This is a genomic window from Synechococcus sp. RC10A2 (assembly GCF_047502605.1).
The window spans coordinates 21,586-37,576 of record NZ_JANSHP010000107.1 but is presented as its reverse complement, the minus strand read 5'-3'; the positions used below and the strand labels follow the sequence as shown (position 1 = coordinate 37,576).

General features: G+C 59.9%; 15 protein-coding genes and 1 pseudogene. 2 read left to right on the top strand and 14 right to left on the bottom strand.

Translation table 11 applies throughout. The features are described from left to right. Window positions 1-224: 224 nt before the first annotated feature. From NW848_RS15175 to psbE, 12 genes and pseudogenes are all read right to left on the bottom strand, one after another. Entirely contained in the window at window positions 225-1,175 is a 951-nt protein-coding gene (locus NW848_RS15175; protein ID WP_011431213.1) for a LysR substrate-binding domain-containing protein, read from the bottom strand. A 269-nt stretch (window positions 1,176-1,444) separates the two neighbouring features. After that, on the bottom strand, window positions 1,445-2,092 hold the full coding sequence (locus NW848_RS15170; RefSeq protein ID WP_011431214.1) for a thermonuclease family protein: 648 nt from the start codon (window positions 2,090-2,092) through the stop codon (window positions 1,445-1,447). Between the two features lie 261 nt (window positions 2,093-2,353). Continuing rightward, window positions 2,354-2,842 carry a YqeG family HAD IIIA-type phosphatase gene (locus tag NW848_RS15165; RefSeq protein ID WP_011431215.1) on the bottom strand — a complete coding sequence of 163 codons (489 nt, stop codon included), beginning with the start codon at window positions 2,840-2,842 and terminating at the stop codon, window positions 2,354-2,356. A gap of 43 nt (window positions 2,843-2,885) precedes the next feature. Further along, window positions 2,886-4,007: an endolytic transglycosylase MltG gene (gene mltG / locus NW848_RS15160; RefSeq protein WP_011431216.1), complete on the bottom strand. Its 1,122-nt coding sequence runs from the start codon at window positions 4,005-4,007 to the stop codon at window positions 2,886-2,888. A 120-nt stretch (window positions 4,008-4,127) separates the two neighbouring features. Further along, window positions 4,128-4,892: a UMP kinase gene (gene pyrH, locus NW848_RS15155; protein ID WP_011431217.1), complete on the bottom strand. Its 765-nt coding sequence runs from the start codon at window positions 4,890-4,892 to the stop codon at window positions 4,128-4,130. A 98-nt stretch (window positions 4,893-4,990) separates the two neighbouring features. Continuing rightward, window positions 4,991-5,143 carry a hypothetical protein gene (locus NW848_RS15150; protein ID WP_011431218.1) on the bottom strand — a complete coding sequence of 51 codons (153 nt, stop codon included), beginning with the start codon at window positions 5,141-5,143 and terminating at the stop codon, window positions 4,991-4,993. Between the two features lie 107 nt (window positions 5,144-5,250). Beyond that, window positions 5,251-5,556, bottom strand: coding sequence for a TMEM165/GDT1 family protein (locus NW848_RS15145; protein WP_099812838.1), 306 nt, complete (start codon window positions 5,554-5,556; stop codon window positions 5,251-5,253). A 359-nt stretch (window positions 5,557-5,915) separates the two neighbouring features. Then, window positions 5,916-6,986 (bottom strand): annotated as a pseudogene (locus NW848_RS15140) (RNA-guided endonuclease InsQ/TnpB family protein). A 304-nt stretch (window positions 6,987-7,290) separates the two neighbouring features. Beyond that, window positions 7,291-7,410, bottom strand: a complete 120-nt coding sequence (locus NW848_RS15135) for a photosystem II reaction center protein J (protein WP_011431222.1) — start codon at window positions 7,408-7,410, stop codon at window positions 7,291-7,293. Between the two features lie 140 nt (window positions 7,411-7,550). Next, complete coding sequence (locus NW848_RS15130; RefSeq protein ID WP_011431223.1) at window positions 7,551-7,676, bottom strand: photosystem II reaction center protein L; 126 nt, start codon at window positions 7,674-7,676, stop codon at window positions 7,551-7,553. A 5-nt stretch (window positions 7,677-7,681) separates the two neighbouring features. Continuing rightward, on the bottom strand, window positions 7,682-7,825 hold the full coding sequence (gene psbF, locus NW848_RS15125) for a cytochrome b559 subunit beta (RefSeq protein ID WP_011431224.1): 144 nt from the start codon (window positions 7,823-7,825) through the stop codon (window positions 7,682-7,684). An 83-nt stretch (window positions 7,826-7,908) separates the two neighbouring features. After that, window positions 7,909-8,154, bottom strand: coding sequence for a cytochrome b559 subunit alpha (gene psbE / locus NW848_RS15120; RefSeq protein ID WP_011431225.1), 246 nt, complete (start codon window positions 8,152-8,154; stop codon window positions 7,909-7,911). A 316-nt stretch (window positions 8,155-8,470) separates the two neighbouring features. Between psbE and NW848_RS15115 the strand changes: the two genes are divergently transcribed. Continuing rightward, a complete protein-coding gene (locus tag NW848_RS15115; RefSeq protein ID WP_099812837.1) occupies window positions 8,471-10,171 on the top strand; it encodes an S-layer homology domain-containing protein in 1,701 nt (566 codons plus the stop codon). Between the two features lie 305 nt (window positions 10,172-10,476). On the opposite strand, the gene NW848_RS15110 is transcribed toward NW848_RS15115, so the two are convergent. After that, window positions 10,477-12,192, bottom strand: coding sequence for a Ppx/GppA phosphatase family protein (locus NW848_RS15110; RefSeq protein ID WP_240531066.1), 1,716 nt, complete (start codon window positions 12,190-12,192; stop codon window positions 10,477-10,479). 201 nt (window positions 12,193-12,393) lie between these two features. Between NW848_RS15110 and thrS the strand changes: the two genes are divergently transcribed. Next, a complete protein-coding gene (thrS, locus tag NW848_RS15105; protein WP_414402487.1) occupies window positions 12,394-14,205 on the top strand; it encodes a threonine--tRNA ligase in 1,812 nt (603 codons plus the stop codon). Between the two features lie 121 nt (window positions 14,206-14,326). Here the strand turns inward: thrS and malQ are convergent, their stop codons facing one another. Next, complete coding sequence (gene malQ, locus NW848_RS15100) at window positions 14,327-15,916, bottom strand: 4-alpha-glucanotransferase (RefSeq protein WP_414402486.1); 1,590 nt, start codon at window positions 15,914-15,916, stop codon at window positions 14,327-14,329. Between the last annotated feature and the right edge of the window lie 75 nt (window positions 15,917-15,991).

Sequence of the window (15,991 nt, the reverse complement as noted above, 5' to 3'; positions counted from 1 at the left end):
CTCGTTGCGGGTCGTGGGACAGAGACTTGAACGCTGCTATCGAGATTTTGAAGCGTGGACTCAGGTCCCCCCGTATACGGGGGGATATAGGGGGGCGGTGGGACTGCCGCTCTCTGGCTGTGGAGGATCCTGGTTTACCAGTCCGTTGAAGCAGCAACTCCGAGAAGTGATTCTCGGAAGCTCCCGTCTACAGCCCGTCAGGGCTTAGCGGGAGAGGATGTCACTCAAGCGAGCAACTGTAAGTGGGGAGGGGGAGTTTTCAGCCAGTCTTGGCAGCTCAGCAGCCCCTCGCGAAAGCGGGTGGCCGCCTGCGATTGATAGCGCTCCGGGTTAAACGCCAGCCAAAGGGTGCGCCGTATCTGCAGCCCTTCCACCGCCAGCTTTTTCAGCCGCCCTTGCTCCAAGTCGGAGCCCACCGCCACCATCGACAAAAAAGCCACCCCCAAGCCAGCCTGGACGGCATTCTTGATTGCCTCAATCGAGCTGAGTTCCAGCCGTACATTTAGCTGGCCCGGGTTGATGCCGTGGCGATTCAGCACCCGGTCGATGGTCTGCCGCGTGGAAGACTGGGGATCCAGGGTAATGAAGGGCAAAGTCAACAGATCCACAAGGGCGGGAGCATCGAGGGCACAGCTGGGGGCGCCGACCAACACGTATTCGTCTTCCGCCAGAGCAATCACCTTCAAATGCCGCTGTAAGTCAAAGGGGATCTCCCCGCCGACAATGGCCAGATCCAGCCGACCCTCCACCAGCTTCTGGGCAATTCGCCGTGTGGATTGCACCAAGAGCTGCACCGAAATCTGGGGATAGCTGCGGTGATACTGCGCGATCAAAGAGGGCATGACGTAGGTGCCCACCGTTTGGCTGGCCCCCAAAACCAAGTGCCCCCCTCCCATCTCTTGCAAATTGGCCAGAGCTTGAACCGCTTCCCGGCAGAGCTTGAGGATGCGCTCGCTGTAGTGCAGCAACACCTGCCCCGCATCCGTCAGCTCCACCTTGCGCCCGCCGCGGTCAAACAACACCACTCCCAACTGTCGCTCCAGGTTCTGCACCTGCAAGCTGACCGCTGGCTGGGAGACAAACAGGCTCTCCGCAGCCCGCCGAAAACTCCCCTGCTGCGCAATCGCCTGAACGATGAGGAGCTGATCCAGGGTAAACGGCAGTTCATCCGCCATAGGGAACTCCAAATCACCCAGCGGGATCCCTTCCAACCCAGCGAACTCGGCAGCCCAGGATCGAAAGCCCGCCTGAGATCATCATATATAAGCAGGCTAAATACTAAGAAAATACAAAAGGTGAGCAATCTCGAGAGAACGGCTCGCTCCCGCCTTTTGGACGGGATCTGGGGTGGAGCGCCTCTCCCGAAGAGCCGTTGAAACTGTTTGTTGAAGTTGAGAGCCATCCCCAAGGGCCAGGCGGCTCTGGACCTGTCTTTGGCTTCCCTCTAGCGAGGGCCATAGGGCGTCCAATAGCCGCGCCCCTGTTGCCTTGCCGCATTGGCTGCCTCTTTGAGAATGACGCCGTACTTGAGGCCATTGGTTTGCGGCGACAGTAGGCCATGCCCCAAAAACAGCATTTCCTGGTTGATGAGGGTATTGGCCCGCCAAACGTAGGCAGGCAGGGTGGGGGTGGGGGCCAGAGCGGGATCCAACTCCAAGAAAACCTCGCGCCCCAGCAAAGCCGTCTGCAGGTATTGACCAGCATTGGAGATGGGCAGAGGGGTTTGCCCGCGCAGCTTCGTCCACGTAGGATTGAGCTCTGCCGGCAGAGGAGCAATCCCGATCAGTTGCACCAGCCGCAAATTCAAGTCCCCTTCGAGCTGGACAACCAGGGTGTTGTAATCGACCACCCGAATGACTTGTGCCCGTTTGAGGCTGCGTAGATCCGGACGGGCCACCAAGGTCAAGGCCCAAGCGGGCCATGCCGAGACCAGCAAGGGCAAGGCCAGCAGGCTGCTCAGCTTAATTAAACTCCGTCCCTGGGATATCAACAGAGACTTGGGACGGTGAGAGATGGGAACAGACCGCAGCGATTTCTGCATCATGGACTTCACCCGTTGCATGGCGGACTTGACGACAGGGATGGTTTGCATGCTTAACCTTTGAATTTGACGCTGCCTTTACACCGCCACCCGGCGGGCCCAATGCCGGAGCCGGCTCACTGCCGTCACTCTACAAAAAACTTGGGCAGATGGGTCAGTTCTGCAAGCTGTCTCTCGATTTCAACTTGCGGATGCGCCACCCCCTGACAACCTATAGAGTCATTTCAAAAATGAAACGGCTCGTTACGTTATTTCCTAGCTCCCCTCTCCCTCTGGGAGAGGGGACGGGGGTGAGGTTGTCCAAAGAATCTCTCAAACGCGGGGATCCAGGATGGCCGCAGGGCTCTTCTCCAGAGTCTTGGGCAGGAGGGAGTTGACCAATACGGTAACCAAGCCCAGCCGATTGCCCGCCAGGATATCCGTCCACAGGCGATCGCCCACGATGGCCACCGCCTCCACCGGCAGGTTCATTTGCGCCACAGCCCGCCGCAGAGCGCGCCGCGAGGGTTTGCCGGCGCCGTGAATGGAAGGCAGGTTCAAGCTCTCGCCGATTTGGCGAATGCGGTTGCGGTTGAGGTTGTTGCTCACCAGCCAAATCTGAAAGTGGGGGCGCAATTGCTCCAGCCAGGCGGCCACAGCCGGATCCACCTCAGCCTGGCGGATCGGCACCAGCGTGTCGTCCACGTCGAAGATGACGCCCCTCACCTGCCAGGCCAACAGATCTTCTGCCCGCAGCCGCAAGACAGTGCCGGCCACCACCACATCCGGTTGCAGGAGCTTGAACCAAGGTTTGCGTACCATCGAGAACCTTTTCAGCCACCAACTGCCAATGCTCCTGACCTTCTCATTGCGAAGTGGGCGGGGATCCCTGCCGCTCGCGGAGGATTTGCCGTTGAGCTGCCTCGTGCTCGGCTAGGGTCTTGCTGAAAACATGGGTGCCGTCGTAGCGGGCCACAAAGTAGAGGTAATCGGTCTCCTCAGGCTCCAAAACGGCTTTGAGGCTGGCCAAGCCCGGACTGGCGATGGGGCCAGGGGGCAAGCCGGGGGTGAGGTAGGTGTTGTAGGGGGAGGGGGTACGCACCTCGGCAAGGGTGAGGCGGCGATCTGGCGTCTGCTGGATGTTCAGGGCATATTCCACCGTCGGATCGGCTCCCAAGGGCATTCCCTTTTTGAGCCGGTTCAAAAAGACGCCCGCGATTAAGGCACGCTCCTCCGGCACGGCGGCCTCCCGCTCCACAATGCTGGCCAAGGTAACCCACTCATGCAAGGAGAGGGAAGTAGTGTGCTGGCGAAACAGGGGTAGGGCCACGGCGGCAAACCGCTGCAGCATGGCGTTGATGACAATCTCGGCTTTTTGCTGATCCGGCAGGGATCCCTCCACCTGTTCGACAGGAAAAAGATAGGTGTCGGGGAAGAGGTAGCCTTCCAGGGAGTTCAAGCTGGGGGGCAGCCAATCGAGGGGAGGGATCACGCGGGCCGTGGCGATGAAAACATCGGCTGCCAACCAGTTGCGCTCCGCCAAGGCCGCCGCCATCTGCTCGATCCGCCAGCCCTCCGGGATGGTCAGCCGCCGCTGCAGAATCCGGCCCTGCCGCAGTTGTCGGGCTACGGATAGCATGTCTTGGTTGGGATCCAAAGCGTAGGTACCTGCCTGAAACAGCCAGTCGCGTCCAAAGGTGCGGCTCCACAGCTCCCAGGCCAAGGCAGAGCGGATCACCCCCGCTTGGTGCAGTTGTTTCCCGATTAAACGGCTGCTGCTGCCCGGCTGGATCACCACCTGGATTGGCTCTGGGCCACCCAGCGGCTGAAGCCAGGTCTGCCAGCGCCAGTAGCCAAATCCAACGGCCAAGGCCACCAGGAAAGCTAAGCCTTGCACTAGACGGCGACCCCAGCGTTGGCGGCAGCGGGGCGGAGCACTTTGGGCGATCAGGCCTTCGGGCGAGGCGGGATCGCGGTGATCGGTCATCGCCTTCCCCTCCACATCGCGACAGCACATCCTCTGGCCAGGTTAGCGTGGCCAGAAGAGATCTTCAGGCCGTCACCGGTCAGTTAGGGCCACCCCCAGTGTAGCCTCGGCCTATCCCACTTAGGATCCGCTCTCCTGGGCCAGGCGGGCAGGGATCCCATTGCTCTTGGGAGTTGTTTGTCCAATCCAAGTGCCGATGGGCTCCCCTTGCACCACCCGGTAGATGTTGCCGGGAGTGGTCAAGTCGAAAACCACGATGGGTAGTTGATTTTCTTTGCAGAGGGCGATGGCAGTGCTGTCCATCACCCGCAGATCGCGGGTAAGCACATCCTGGTAGCTGAGGACATCGTAGCGGCGGGCCTGAGGATGGGTCTTGGGATCCGCGTCATAAACCCCGTCCACCTTGGTGGCTTTGAAGATCACCTCGGCATCGATCTCCGCCGCCCGCAAGGCCGCAGTCGTGTCGGTGGTGAAGAAGGGATTTCCAGAGCCTGCCCCAAAGATCACCACCCGCCCTTTTTCCAGGTGACGAATGGCGCGGCGACGAATGTAAGGCTCTGCCACCTCCTGCATGGCAATGGCCGTCTGCACCCGCGTCGGGATCCCGGCCCGCTCGATGGCATCTTGCAAGGTTAAGGCGTTGATGACGGTGGCCAACATCCCCACGTAGTCAGCAGAAGCTTGATCCATCCCCTGGGCAGCCGCTTCCTTGCGCCCGCGCCAGATATTGCCCCCTCCCACCACGATCGCCACCTGCACGCCCGCCCGCACCACCGAGGCTACTTCACTGGCAATGGACTGCAAGACCTCGGGGTCAATCCCGTAGGGACGTTCCCCCATCAGGGCTTCACCGCTCAGCTTCAGCAGAATACGTCGGTACTTCATGGCTATCCGCTCCAGCCCACCCCTGCCTACAATAGCAGCTTTGCTGGGCTAGCTCCGGTCAGGGTGTTGGTCAACAGAGCCTCTCGACGAACTTGCCATCACGGCTGCTGTTCTTCGCCAGCGCTGGCCTCCTGATCCCGAGGAACAGAACGGAAGCGGCGGCTATTGCGAGCACGACTTTTCTGAAACTGCTTGGCATACTCGCGGTTGCGCTCGGCTTTTTCCCGCTTCAGGTTGCGTTTTTTGGCCATGCTGGTCTTCCTGACCGGTTGTCCGGCATAAAGTGAGGCACTCAGGTGGAGTGCGAGGCGTCCTTAATCGTAACATGCTTTGCCGGAGCCATCCTGAAGGCCTCTGCTCAGCCAGCTATGGGCAGGGATCCCCAGAGCAGAGATAGGCCGATCAGGAGGAACCCCACGCCTGCCGAGGTTTTGATCCAGCGGGGGGGGATGACTCGCGCTACCCAAGCCCCCGCCCATACCCCAATGAAGCTGGTGCTGATTAGGGCAGCAGCAGCTCCGCAGAAGATCACCCCAAGATTTTGCGAGTGGGCGCTGAGGAGCAGGGTGGCCAACTGGGTTTTATCGCCCATTTCGGCCAGCAAAATTGAGCCGAAGCTGACCAGAGCAGCTCGCGCCGCTGTCTGTTTCAAGAAAGAGAACATCTGACTGCTGTGCTGGCTCAACACGTTTCTCTGTAGCCACGTTGCTCTTACACAAGAGGATAGCTTGGTAGCCCCGTACTTGAGTACGCGGCGGAAAAGCCCTTGAGCCACTTTAGTTGCTTCTTTGTTATTAGTACAGAGCTTCTCCAGGAAAACAACCTACTGCGGTGCAAAACCCGCGTGGCAATAACTAACCTGGAGGAACTTAAGTCCGAAGTAAGCAGAACTTTGAGGTTATGCCTCAAAGGACTGTCTAGGGGCGTCTTGACAGCGCCTTCGCGAGTCCACTTTGGGCTGCGTAAGAATCCCCTGGGTGGGAGTGTCAAAGCCACCCTTCCCCTTCACGGGAGATGTGTAAACTACCGGGCTCCGACCGCTCCCCAACCCCCCGTATACGGGGGGAGGTAGGGGGGCTGGTTTACAGCAGCCCCCAATAATGCAATCACGTTGGCACCGTTAAAATCTGCATCCCCTTTCCAGCCACAGACCGAGTTCACACAACGAAAATGCTTCCCTTCCCGTTGCCCAATCCACAGGCACGGGTGGCAGGTCTGCGAGCTGTAGGCAGGCGGCACCACCCCAACCTGGATCCCGGCCCGCAGCGCCTTGTACTGCACAAACTGCTTCAGTTGATAGAACGCCCAACTATTCGACCGCCGCCGCTCTATCTTAACTGCGCGGCTGTCGGTTGGTGCGCTCCCTAATGCCACTCAGGTCTTCCAGGGCAATAAAACTGTGGGTGGCCTGCGCCCTCGACACAATCGCTTTGGAGATGCAGGGATTGACCCAGGTTTGCAAGCGTCTCTCCTGACCAGACAGCCGTTGCAAGAGTTGGCGGCATCTGCGCCGACTAGATCTTGTGCCCTGACTGGCTTTGCGTTGAAGTGACGCCCGCAGCCGGGAGGAGTGGTCTCTGACCTGGTTCAACGGCTGTCCATTCCAGTTGTCCTCCTCTGAGGTATGGGCAATATCTCTCCTCCCCAAGTCCACCCCCATCGCCTTGGGGGTGTCTGGCTCGACGCCAATCTGGATGTAGTGAGAACCCTCTTTGCGTTTGACCAACGTGGCCGATTTGGGATTGGTGCCGGCCAGCATCCCTCGTTGATAGTTGCCAATGGCCAACTCAAAGCGTTCCCGACCCTCTACGGTGGTCAGCGACACCGTCCAGTCGTTCTCGCGGAAGGAAAAGATGCGGGCATCGTAGGTCACGAAGCCTGCCTTGAAGGCCTTGACCGGACAGTTCTGTTGCCGGGCAACCTTACGCGACCCTGCCACCCGTCTGCATACCTGTTGTGCCAGGATAGCCCAAAGCAGGTACGAATCTCGCGCTAGCAGAGAGATTGGAGCTTGACGGCGTTGACTATCTTCTCTGGTGTGTTCTCATTCACCCAGTTCAAGGCCTGCACAAAGGCGTCCAGAGTAGCATCCAGCTTGGCGGCTTGCGACTCCGATACCTAAGGACTCCGTCCCGCTAGCGCGAACAGTTTGATAGTCAAGACTTGGGGCATGCTGTAACTATACATCAACAGACCGCATTCCTCCCGTCACTGACCGGCCCGGCCCCCGGCCCCCCAGTCCCCCCGTATACGGGGGGATACAGGGGGGCTGGGCGGGGGGATATAGGGGGGTACAGGGGAGCTCCCGCGGTTTCTAGCTGACCCGCATACCCCGAAACGAAACAGAGCGAGGGATCTGTCTAGATTACTGCCCCTCGCCCTCCTCTACTTGTCTAAACTACACGGGCGCTCCAAGACCGGTATAGGAGCCATAGAAGAAAAGCCCAACCACCGTGACCACACCCAAACCGACAACCACAGCCACTATCCACAGAGGGATCCTTGCCTGACTAGTCATAGCAACTGGCCTCCAGAAGAAAAAGATAGGTCTAAAAAGTTGCACCCGTAGTCTGCAAAGAGAACCAAGGGCTGGCTAAGGTAAGCCTACATTGATCCCTGCAGCTTTTTCTCAACTTAAGACCAGAGACAAGTGAAGTCTCAGTTGAGAAAGTAGCTGGAAAACAACAGCCCCACCACAAACACCAGCAGCAAGCCCAAGTATAGGGAGGTGCGGTTTAGCTCTACCGGCTGGGTGTTGGGATTCTTCTCAGGTTGATCAGCCATGGGGTTCACCGTTGAATAAACTGCATTGCGGCAATAGCTCCCAAAAAGAAAACGGTTGGAATCGCCAAAGTATGCACCGCCAACCAACGGACAGTAAAAACGGGGTAGAAAACAGGCTCGTCAGGTTTGTTAACAGATTTGGTCGCCATAGTCCAGATCCTGCATCTTGGAACGCAAAATAGATTTACAAATCGCAACAACTAAAGAGTTGCCAGCCTGGCCCTGCTCTTTCCTAGCGAGTTAACTTTTCCAGTTGCTCAAGAGCGTTGAAGCGGTCGCTGACAATCGGTAACTCCTGCCGCTCTGCGGTGAAATACTCATTGGGGCGCGGGGTGCCAAAGATATCATAAGCCAAGCCGGTGCTGACAAAAAGCCAACCCGCCAAAAACAAAGCGGGAATGGTCAGGGCATGAATAACCCAGTAGCGGACGCTGGTAATAATATCGACAAAAGGTCGCTCTCCAGTGTTGCCAGCCATGAAACTCCTCCCTGCACTAGGGGCAAAAGGGCTCTTTGAGTCTATAACACAATGATAAGGAGTTGCATGCACAGCTACAAGTTACAAGACAATTGCTCAAGCTGTTTGCCGCCAAGCGAGGCCCCATCCTTGCATAGGTAAGATCTCCTAACAGCCTCTGAGTTCAACTCTAGGGCAGCGTGAGCCGGAACGCCTGGGGTAGGGGATCCCACTGCCAAAGGGCGCAATCGCGACTGACATCGAGGGCTTGAGGACACGGCGGAACTTTGAGATAAGCTGGCTCTGAGGGGATGTCAACGGAACAGGAGTAACAGCTATGCGGTGCTCGTGGCCCCTAGCCTTGGGCCTATGTTGGACGCTAGGCTGGTCAAGCCTCAGCTTGCCGGCCTGGTCGCAAGGGGTCGAGCAGCAAGCCTCGCTGGCCTGGGCCGATGCCTACGTGGCAGCGCTGGAGCGCCAGACGGACCTGGTGCTCACCCAGGAGCCGCTGTCGGCGACCTTGACTCGTCTGGAATTGGCCCAGTGGCTAACGGAGTTTTTCGGCTACGTCCCCAACCCCAACCAGGTACAAGAGATTCGGGATCTCGAGCCCAATACCCCCGACTATTGGACGGCCCAAGCGGTGCTGCAGGCGGGAGCGATGCGCCTGTACGAGGGCAACGAGTTTCGCCCGCAAGGAGATCTCACCCACCTGGAAGCCCTGGCTATTTTGGTGCGGGCCCTGCAATTGCCTGCTCCCAACCAGGACGATATTGAGCGCTGGATGGCTCTGTACACCGATGCTGCCGAGGTGCCGGAGGTGGGGCGGGCTTTTGTGGCGATGGCAGGGGAAGCAGGGCTATTGGTGAATGTGCCGGATCCGGCCCGGCTGCGGCCCAATCGGGTGCTCAGCCGAGCCGAGGGGGCGGTGCTGTTGCACCAGGCGCTGGTGTATCGCGGTCAGCTTCCGCCTTTGCCAGCTCCGGTGGCGCAGTTGCGTCCCTCTCCTGCTCCGGTGGCCAAGACTGTCCAACCCGAAATCTTGCAAACGCGGATTACCCCTGAGTCGGGAGTGGTGCCGCCAGGGGGAACTCTGACTGTTGAGGCCCAGGCCACTCCCAACGGCAGGGCCACCGTGGATATCGGCAGCTTGGTGCAGGGCTTGCCCATGCAGGAGGTGCAGCCCGGCTATTACCGCGCCGTTTACACCCTTGGCCCTCAGGACAGCGCCCTCAGTCCCGATATTCGTATCCAACTGAGCCTCAACGGACGGGAGACCCGCGTTCAGCGGCGGCTCCCTCAACTGGCCCTGGGCAATGTCGCTCCCCCGCCGGTGGAATCGGTGTTTCCGCCCCCATCCCCTCTGCCACAACCGGCCACCCCTGAGCCTGCTCCTCTGGCTCCAGTCGGCAACCGCTATCCGCGTATTGAGGCGATTCGCTTGGATCCCCAGCGCGACCTGGTGGAAGGGGATATTCTCACCATTGCCATCTGGGGGGACTCGGGGGGGATCGCCCAGTTTGATTTGGGGAATTTGGCCCTGAACCAGCCGATGCGGGAGGTGCGACCCCACCACTACGAGGGCACCTACGTGGTGGCCCCCACCCACCAAGCCAGCAACCCCGTTTTGCGAATTGTGCTCACTAAGGATGGCCTCAGCCAGGAACACCGGGAGATCTTCCCTTTTGCAATCGATGGATCTAAGGGAACCCGCTCCACCATCCAGCCGGTCTCCGCACCTGTCGCTGCTGGGCTGCCCCGGATTTTCAATGTCACCACCAACAGCACCAACCTGCGCATGGGCGAGATCCTCAAAGTTACGATGCGAGGGGATCCGGGGGGGCGGGCAGCTTTTCGCATCGTCGGGGTGACGCCGGAGGTGGAGATGCGGGAGGTGGCGCCCGGCCTCTACGAAACCCAGCAGCAACTGCCCTTCAACATGCAGCCGGTCAACAACGGCCTCGTTGAGGTGATCCTGGAGCGGGGCGGCCAAAGAGCCACCCAAACCAGCCCCTCGCCCATTACCATCGCTCCCTGAGCAAAACTTGCCGTGCAGCCTCGCGAGAACTTTATCCCGCTGGTGCAAACGGTAGCTAAAGGAATACGATCCGCTTGCCCAGCTATTGGCGTTCACCGGCAGCTTGGTAGTTACAGCCATCTCAAATGGCAATGAAACGTTTCTCTGCGTCGTTATTGCTACGCAACGCTGTCGCGGACGCGCCGGCCGTGCGGAGCACTATCCCCAACTCCCCTCTCCCTTTGGGAGAGGGGCCGGGGGTGAGGGTAGAGGGGGTCGGCGGCAAAGTGTCTTCGTCTTGTTTGAAACGACTATACGCCCCTTGGCTAGACGGCTGCCTCAAAGGGATCCGCGCTGCGCTGGATCTGGGTGGATAATTTGGGAATCACCTGCAGCTTGAACTGTTGCTCGAAGACCTTTTTCTTCTCGTTCAAGCTCCACAGCTCCAGGGCACAGTCGTCGTTGGGGTGCCTGGGATCCAAAATCAGCTCCATGCAGCGGGGGCCTTCTCCCAGAAGCTGAAAACGGCAGTGGAGAGCTTGGATGGCCTGCAGGCGGCGGCGATCCAGAGCACAGGCTATGCGCAGCAGGGGGCTGAGCTCGAGGACAACTTGGCGATCCCGCTCGTTGCTGAGGCGTTGAAAGTTCTCGTGCTTCTTCTTGGGGGGCGACTTGCGGTGGTAGCGGGCCAGGTTGGCGATCACCTCTATCTCTTCCTCGTTGAAGCCCAACAGCTCCCCGTGGCGGATCAGGTAGTAGGAGTGCTTGTGGTGGGCGGCATGGCTGATGAAGTGGCCGCAGTTGTGCAGCATGGCGGCCGCCCAGAGAAGAGCTCGCTCGCGGGAGCCCCAGGAGTGCAGGATGCCGCGGGTCTGATCGAAAAGACTGAGGGCAAACTCCGCTACCCGCTCGGCATAGGGGAGCTCCACCTGGTATTTTTCCGCCAGCTTGAGGATGCTGCGCCGCCGCACCGAGCTGTGGTAGCGCAGCCGATCTTCAATGAGCCCCTGGCCGATCATCCAATCCACGATCAGCCCTTCCCGCAGGGCCCGTTCGCAAAACTGGATCCGCTCCACCCCCAGCAGGGTCATCACCTCCTCCAAGATGACGGCCCCAGCCAGGATGATCTCCCCGCGTCTTTCCCCAAAGCCGGGCAGTTTTTGCCGTTCGGCCACGGTGAGGGAGCGCAGCTCTTTGACATAGGCCCGCAGGGCTTCCAGGCTGAACTCATACCCCTGCAGGCGAGTGGGGGCAGCGCCCAGCCGACGGCGGGCATCCAACTGGGCCAAGCACTCGATGGTGCCGGAGGTGCCCACCAAGGTCAGGGATCCCGGCTGTTGGGAGGCTTCGACGATGCGCCGCATCTGCTCAATGGGAGCTTCCAGCATGCCGCGGACATGTTGCCGCAGCGCCTGCAGCTCGGCGGAGGTGGGCGGATCGTGGTGCAAAAAAGCTTGGGTCAGGCGCACCGCCCCCACCTTGATGCTGCGTAGAAACTCCGGCTCTTGGCCGTTGCCCAGAATCAGCTCGGTCGAGCCGCCGCCGATATCCACCACCGCGTGCAGCCGATTGTGGAACTCCATGGCCGAGAGCACCCCCAGGTAGATGCGGCGGGCCTCCTCCTGGCCGGAGATCAGCTCGATGCGCAGGCCCAGCTCCTGCTCGATCCGCTTCAAGAACTCCGGCCCATTGGGGGCCTCGCGCACAGCGCTGGTGGCCACGGCAACGATATCCTGCACCTGAAAGCTCTCGGCAATGCGGCAAAACCGCTCCAGAGCCGTCCGGGCCCGTTCCATGGCAGCAGGGGTAAGGGCGCCCGTCTGGCTGCAGAATTCCCCCAGCCGGACGGTGGCTTTTTCGCGGGAGATGATGGTGAAGCTGGGGATATTGGGGTTAATGCGCACCACCACCATGTGCAGGGAGTTGCTGCCCACATCGATGGCGGCTATGACCGGAGCAACTCCAGACTCAGAAAGGGGGGCCGGTTTCGGTTCAGAGGCGGCGGCAGAGCGTTCGGCAAGGTTGGCGAGCGAAGAGACCATGAATGAATTCAGAGGTTGCGACACTTTGCGACACTTCTAGAATACTGTGTGCTTTCCCCCCTTTTTCTTGGCCGAGCTGTGGGTTTAAAGGCGACGGTCTTTCTTAAACAGAGAGTTGTCCCCGTTGGGGATCCCGGCTGTTCTGGCCTCAGACTAAGATAAAAGCACTGCAGAGTCATTTTTGTCGCCAAGCGGGTTCCGATGTCTCAACCAGCCGCATCCCCTCAACAGGCCAACAGCCCCCTCAAGCTGCTGCGTACCCACGAATCTCCCAAGCTGGAGCGCATCCGCCACACCACCTCTCACGTCCTGGCGATGGCGGTGCAAAGGCTGTTTCCCAAGGCCCAGGTAACCATCGGCCCGACGACCGACTATGGCTTTTACTACGACTTTGACCATCCCGAGCCCTTCACGCCGGAAGATCTGGAGCGCATCAAAAAAGAAATGCAGGCGATCATCAAGAAAGGCTTGCCGGTGATCCGCGAGGAGGTGAGCCGGGAGGAGGCCAGGCGCCGCATCGAGGCCCTCGGCGAACCTTACAAGCTGGAGATTTTAGATAGCATTCCCGAAGGCGAGCCGATCACCATCTACCATCTGGGGGATGAGTGGTGGGATCTCTGTGCCGGCCCCCACGTGGAAAACACGAAGGAGATCAACCCCAAAGCTTTTGACCTGCTCAGCGTGGCCGGCGCCTATTGGCGGGGGGACGAGACCAAGCCGCAGCTCCAGCGCATCTACGGCACCGCCTGGGAGACGCCGGAGGAGCTCAAGGAATACAAGCGGCGGCTGGAAGAGGCCAAGCGGCGGGATCACCGTAAGCTGGGCAAGGAGCTGGGCCTATTTATATTTGCCGATGAAGTGGGGCCGGGCCTGCCCCTTTGGACCCCCAAAGGAACTACTCTGCGCTGGGTGCTAGAGGATTTTCTCAAGCAGGAGCAGCTCAAGCGGGGCTATCTGCCGGTGGTGACGCCCCACATTGCCCGCGTGGATCTGTTCAAGATCTCCGGCCACTGGCAGAAGTACCGGGAAGACATGTTTCCCATGATGGCCGAGAGCGAGGAGGCGCGCGCCGCTGAACAGGGCTTTGTCATGAAGCCGATGAACTGTCCTTTTCACATCCAAATCTATAAATCAGAGCTGAGATCCTACCGCGATTTGCCGCTGCGCTATGCCGAGTTCGGCACCGTCTATCGCTACGAACAATCGGGGGAACTGGGGGGCCTGACCCGCGTTCGCGGCTTTACGGTGGACGACGCCCATCTCTTTGTCCGGCCCGATCAGTTGGAGGAGGAGTTTCTCAAGGTTGTGGATCTGATTCTGGTAGTCTTCGACAAGCTCAAACTCAAGAATTTCCGTGCCCGCCTCAGCTTTCGCGATCCCAAGTCTGACAAGTATCTGGGATCGCCGGAAGAATGGGACATGGCTGAAAATGCCATTCGCCGTGCTGTGGAGAAGTTGTCGATGCCCTATTTTGAAGGGATCGGGGAGGCAGCTTTCTACGGGCCGAAGCTGGACTTTATCTTCCGCGACGCGCTGGATCGGGAGTGGCAGTTGGGCACGGTGCAAGTAGACTACCAAAACCCGCAGCGCTTTGATTTGTACTACGTAGCCGAGGACGGATCCCGGCAGCGGCCGGTAATGATCCACCGCGCTCCCTTTGGCTCGCTGGAGCGGCTCATCGGGATCCTCATTGAAGAGTATGCGGGGGATTTTCCCTTTTGGCTTGCGCCGGAACAGGTGCGCATCTTGCCCGTTTCCGACCAATACCTGGGCTATGCCACCCAGGTGCGGGATCAGCTGCGGGAACAGGGGATCCGCGTCCACATCGATGCCGACAGCGAGCGCCTGCCCAAAAAGATCCGCAATGCCGAGAAGGCCAAGGTTCCCTTCATGCTGATTGTGGGGGAAAAAGAGCAGGCAACTGGCACAGTGAGCGTGCGGCAGCGCCACGGCCAAGACCTGGGATCCCTGACGGTGGCGGAGTTCCTGGCCCAGGCACGAGCGCTGGACTAGAGATCCGGCTTCTTGTTTGGAATCTGGCTGGGATCCCTGGTGCCGGCAAATTGCTGCTGTTGGCGGCTTTGAGAACAGGTCTCTGCTGAGGCAAGCGAAGAACGGCGTTGAGAAAAGAGGTTCAAAATCTTTCAGGGAACCCAGCCGCCCGCTCTTGGGCCAGGGCTGCCCGCCGTTGCTCCAACTCTTGCGGAGAGATGCGCCCGTAGGTGACGCTCAGCTCCGCCAGCCGCTGGGCCAGCTCCGGCCGCAGCATCTCCTCGCGGTAGCGCCAGGCCCAGTTGTTCTCGGCCCTGCCGGGGAAGTTCATGCGCGCCTCTGCCCCCAGGCCCATCACATCTTGCAGGGGAATGATGGCCAGGTCGGCCACGGAAGCCAGGGCCAGGCGAATCAGATCCCAGTGGATGCCGTCGGATCCCTGGCAGCCCAGGTAGCGCAACAGGTTTTGCTTTTCCCACTCCGGGCGTTCTGGGTCATGAAACCAGCCCACCACGGTGTTGTTGTCGTGGGTGCCGGTGTAGACGACGAAGTTGCGCTCGTAGCTGTGAGGCAGATAGGGGTTATCGGGCCCCGAGCCAAAGGCAAAGAGCAGCACCTTCATGCCGGGCAGGCCAAATTGATCCCGCAGTTGCAACACCTCCGGCGTAATGTCTCCCAGATCTTCGGCGATCACCGGGATTTTCCCCAGCTTGTCGGCCAGCGCCTGAAAGAAGTCGGCCCCCGGCCCTTTTTGCCACTCGCCTTCTACCGCTGTTTCCGCAGCGCCGGGGATGGCCCAGTAGCTCTCGAAGCCGCGGAAGTGGTCGATGCGGACGCAATCCACCTGCTTGAGAATGGCCTGGATGCGCCGGATCCACCAGTCGTAGCCGCGGGCCTTGAGCACCTCCCAGTTGTAGAGGGGGTTGCCCCAGCGCTGCCCGGTGGGGCTGAAATAGTCGGGGGGCACGCCGGCTACCTGCAAGGGCCGTCCTTGTTCATCCAGGTGAAACAGCTCCCGGTTGGCCCACACATCGGCGCTGTTGGGGGCGACATAGATGGGTATGTCCCCGATGAGCTGCACTTGATGCCGGTGGGCGTACTCTCTTAGGGATCCCCACTGTTGGGCAAATAGATACTGCCAAAACATCTGCCGGGTGATGGCATCGGCATGGCGGTCACGGGCCTCTTGCAAAGCCAGGGGATCCCGTTGTGCCAAGGCTGGATTCCATTGGGTCCATTCCTGGTCGCCATACACCTCTTTGAGGGCCATGAACAGGGCGTAGTCCGGCAGCCAATCGGCCTCGGCAGCACAGTAGGCTTGAAAGGCTTCCCAGTCGGCGGCGGTGGCCTTGTCTTTGAAGGTGGCCCAGGCGCGGCGCAACAAGCCCAGCTTGAAGGGGATCACGGTTTCGTAGTCCACCCGCTCAGCATTCCCCGCCTGGATGGCTGGCCATTGGGGCAGATCCTGCCAGCCGTTGGGTTCCAGCCAGCCGGCTTTCACCAGCAGCTCCGGGCTAATCAGCAGTGGGTTGCCGGCAATGGCAGAAAAGCTCATGTAGGGGGAGTTGCCCCAGCCGGTGGGGCCAAGGGGCAGCACCTGCCAGAGGCGCTGGCCGCTTTCCACCAGAAAATCCACAAACCGGTAGGCAGCCGGCCCCAGATCGCCGATGCCAAATGGCCCCGGTAGCGAGGTGGGGTGCAAGAGGATGCCACTGAGTCTGCCCATGCGCATGGCTAAACCCTTTTCGCCCTATTTCACCGCCTATCCTGTCACTTCTACAGCCCAATGACAGCTACCAATCGACAA

Coding starts and splice junctions, on each gene's coding strand:
- NW848_RS15175 (WP_011431213.1), bottom strand. CDS start 1,175: ATGGCGGATGAACTGCCGTTTACCCTGGATCAGCTCCTCATCGTTCAG.
- NW848_RS15170 (WP_011431214.1), bottom strand. CDS start 2,092: ATGCAAACCATCCCTGTCGTCAAGTCCGCCATGCAACGGGTGAAGTCC.
- NW848_RS15165 (WP_011431215.1), bottom strand. CDS start 2,842: ATGGTACGCAAACCTTGGTTCAAGCTCCTGCAACCGGATGTGGTGGTG.
- mltG (WP_011431216.1), bottom strand. CDS start 4,007: ATGACCGATCACCGCGATCCCGCCTCGCCCGAAGGCCTGATCGCCCAA.
- pyrH (WP_011431217.1), bottom strand. CDS start 4,892: ATGAAGTACCGACGTATTCTGCTGAAGCTGAGCGGTGAAGCCCTGATG.
- NW848_RS15150 (WP_011431218.1), bottom strand. CDS start 5,143: ATGGCCAAAAAACGCAACCTGAAGCGGGAAAAAGCCGAGCGCAACCGC.
- NW848_RS15145 (WP_099812838.1), bottom strand. CDS start 5,556: ATGTTCTCTTTCTTGAAACAGACAGCGGCGCGAGCTGCTCTGGTCAGC.
- NW848_RS15135 (WP_011431222.1), bottom strand. CDS start 7,410: ATGACTAGTCAGGCAAGGATCCCTCTGTGGATAGTGGCTGTGGTTGTC.
- NW848_RS15130 (WP_011431223.1), bottom strand. CDS start 7,676: ATGGCTGATCAACCTGAGAAGAATCCCAACACCCAGCCGGTAGAGCTA.
- psbF (WP_011431224.1), bottom strand. CDS start 7,825: ATGGCGACCAAATCTGTTAACAAACCTGACGAGCCTGTTTTCTACCCC.
- psbE (WP_011431225.1), bottom strand. CDS start 8,154: ATGGCTGGCAACACTGGAGAGCGACCTTTTGTCGATATTATTACCAGC.
- NW848_RS15115 (WP_099812837.1), top strand. CDS start 8,471: ATGCGGTGCTCGTGGCCCCTAGCCTTGGGCCTATGTTGGACGCTAGGC.
- NW848_RS15110 (WP_240531066.1), bottom strand. CDS start 12,192: ATGGTCTCTTCGCTCGCCAACCTTGCCGAACGCTCTGCCGCCGCCTCT.
- thrS (WP_414402487.1), top strand. CDS start 12,394: ATGTCTCAACCAGCCGCATCCCCTCAACAGGCCAACAGCCCCCTCAAG.
- malQ (WP_414402486.1), bottom strand. CDS start 15,916: ATGCGCATGGGCAGACTCAGTGGCATCCTCTTGCACCCCACCTCGCTA.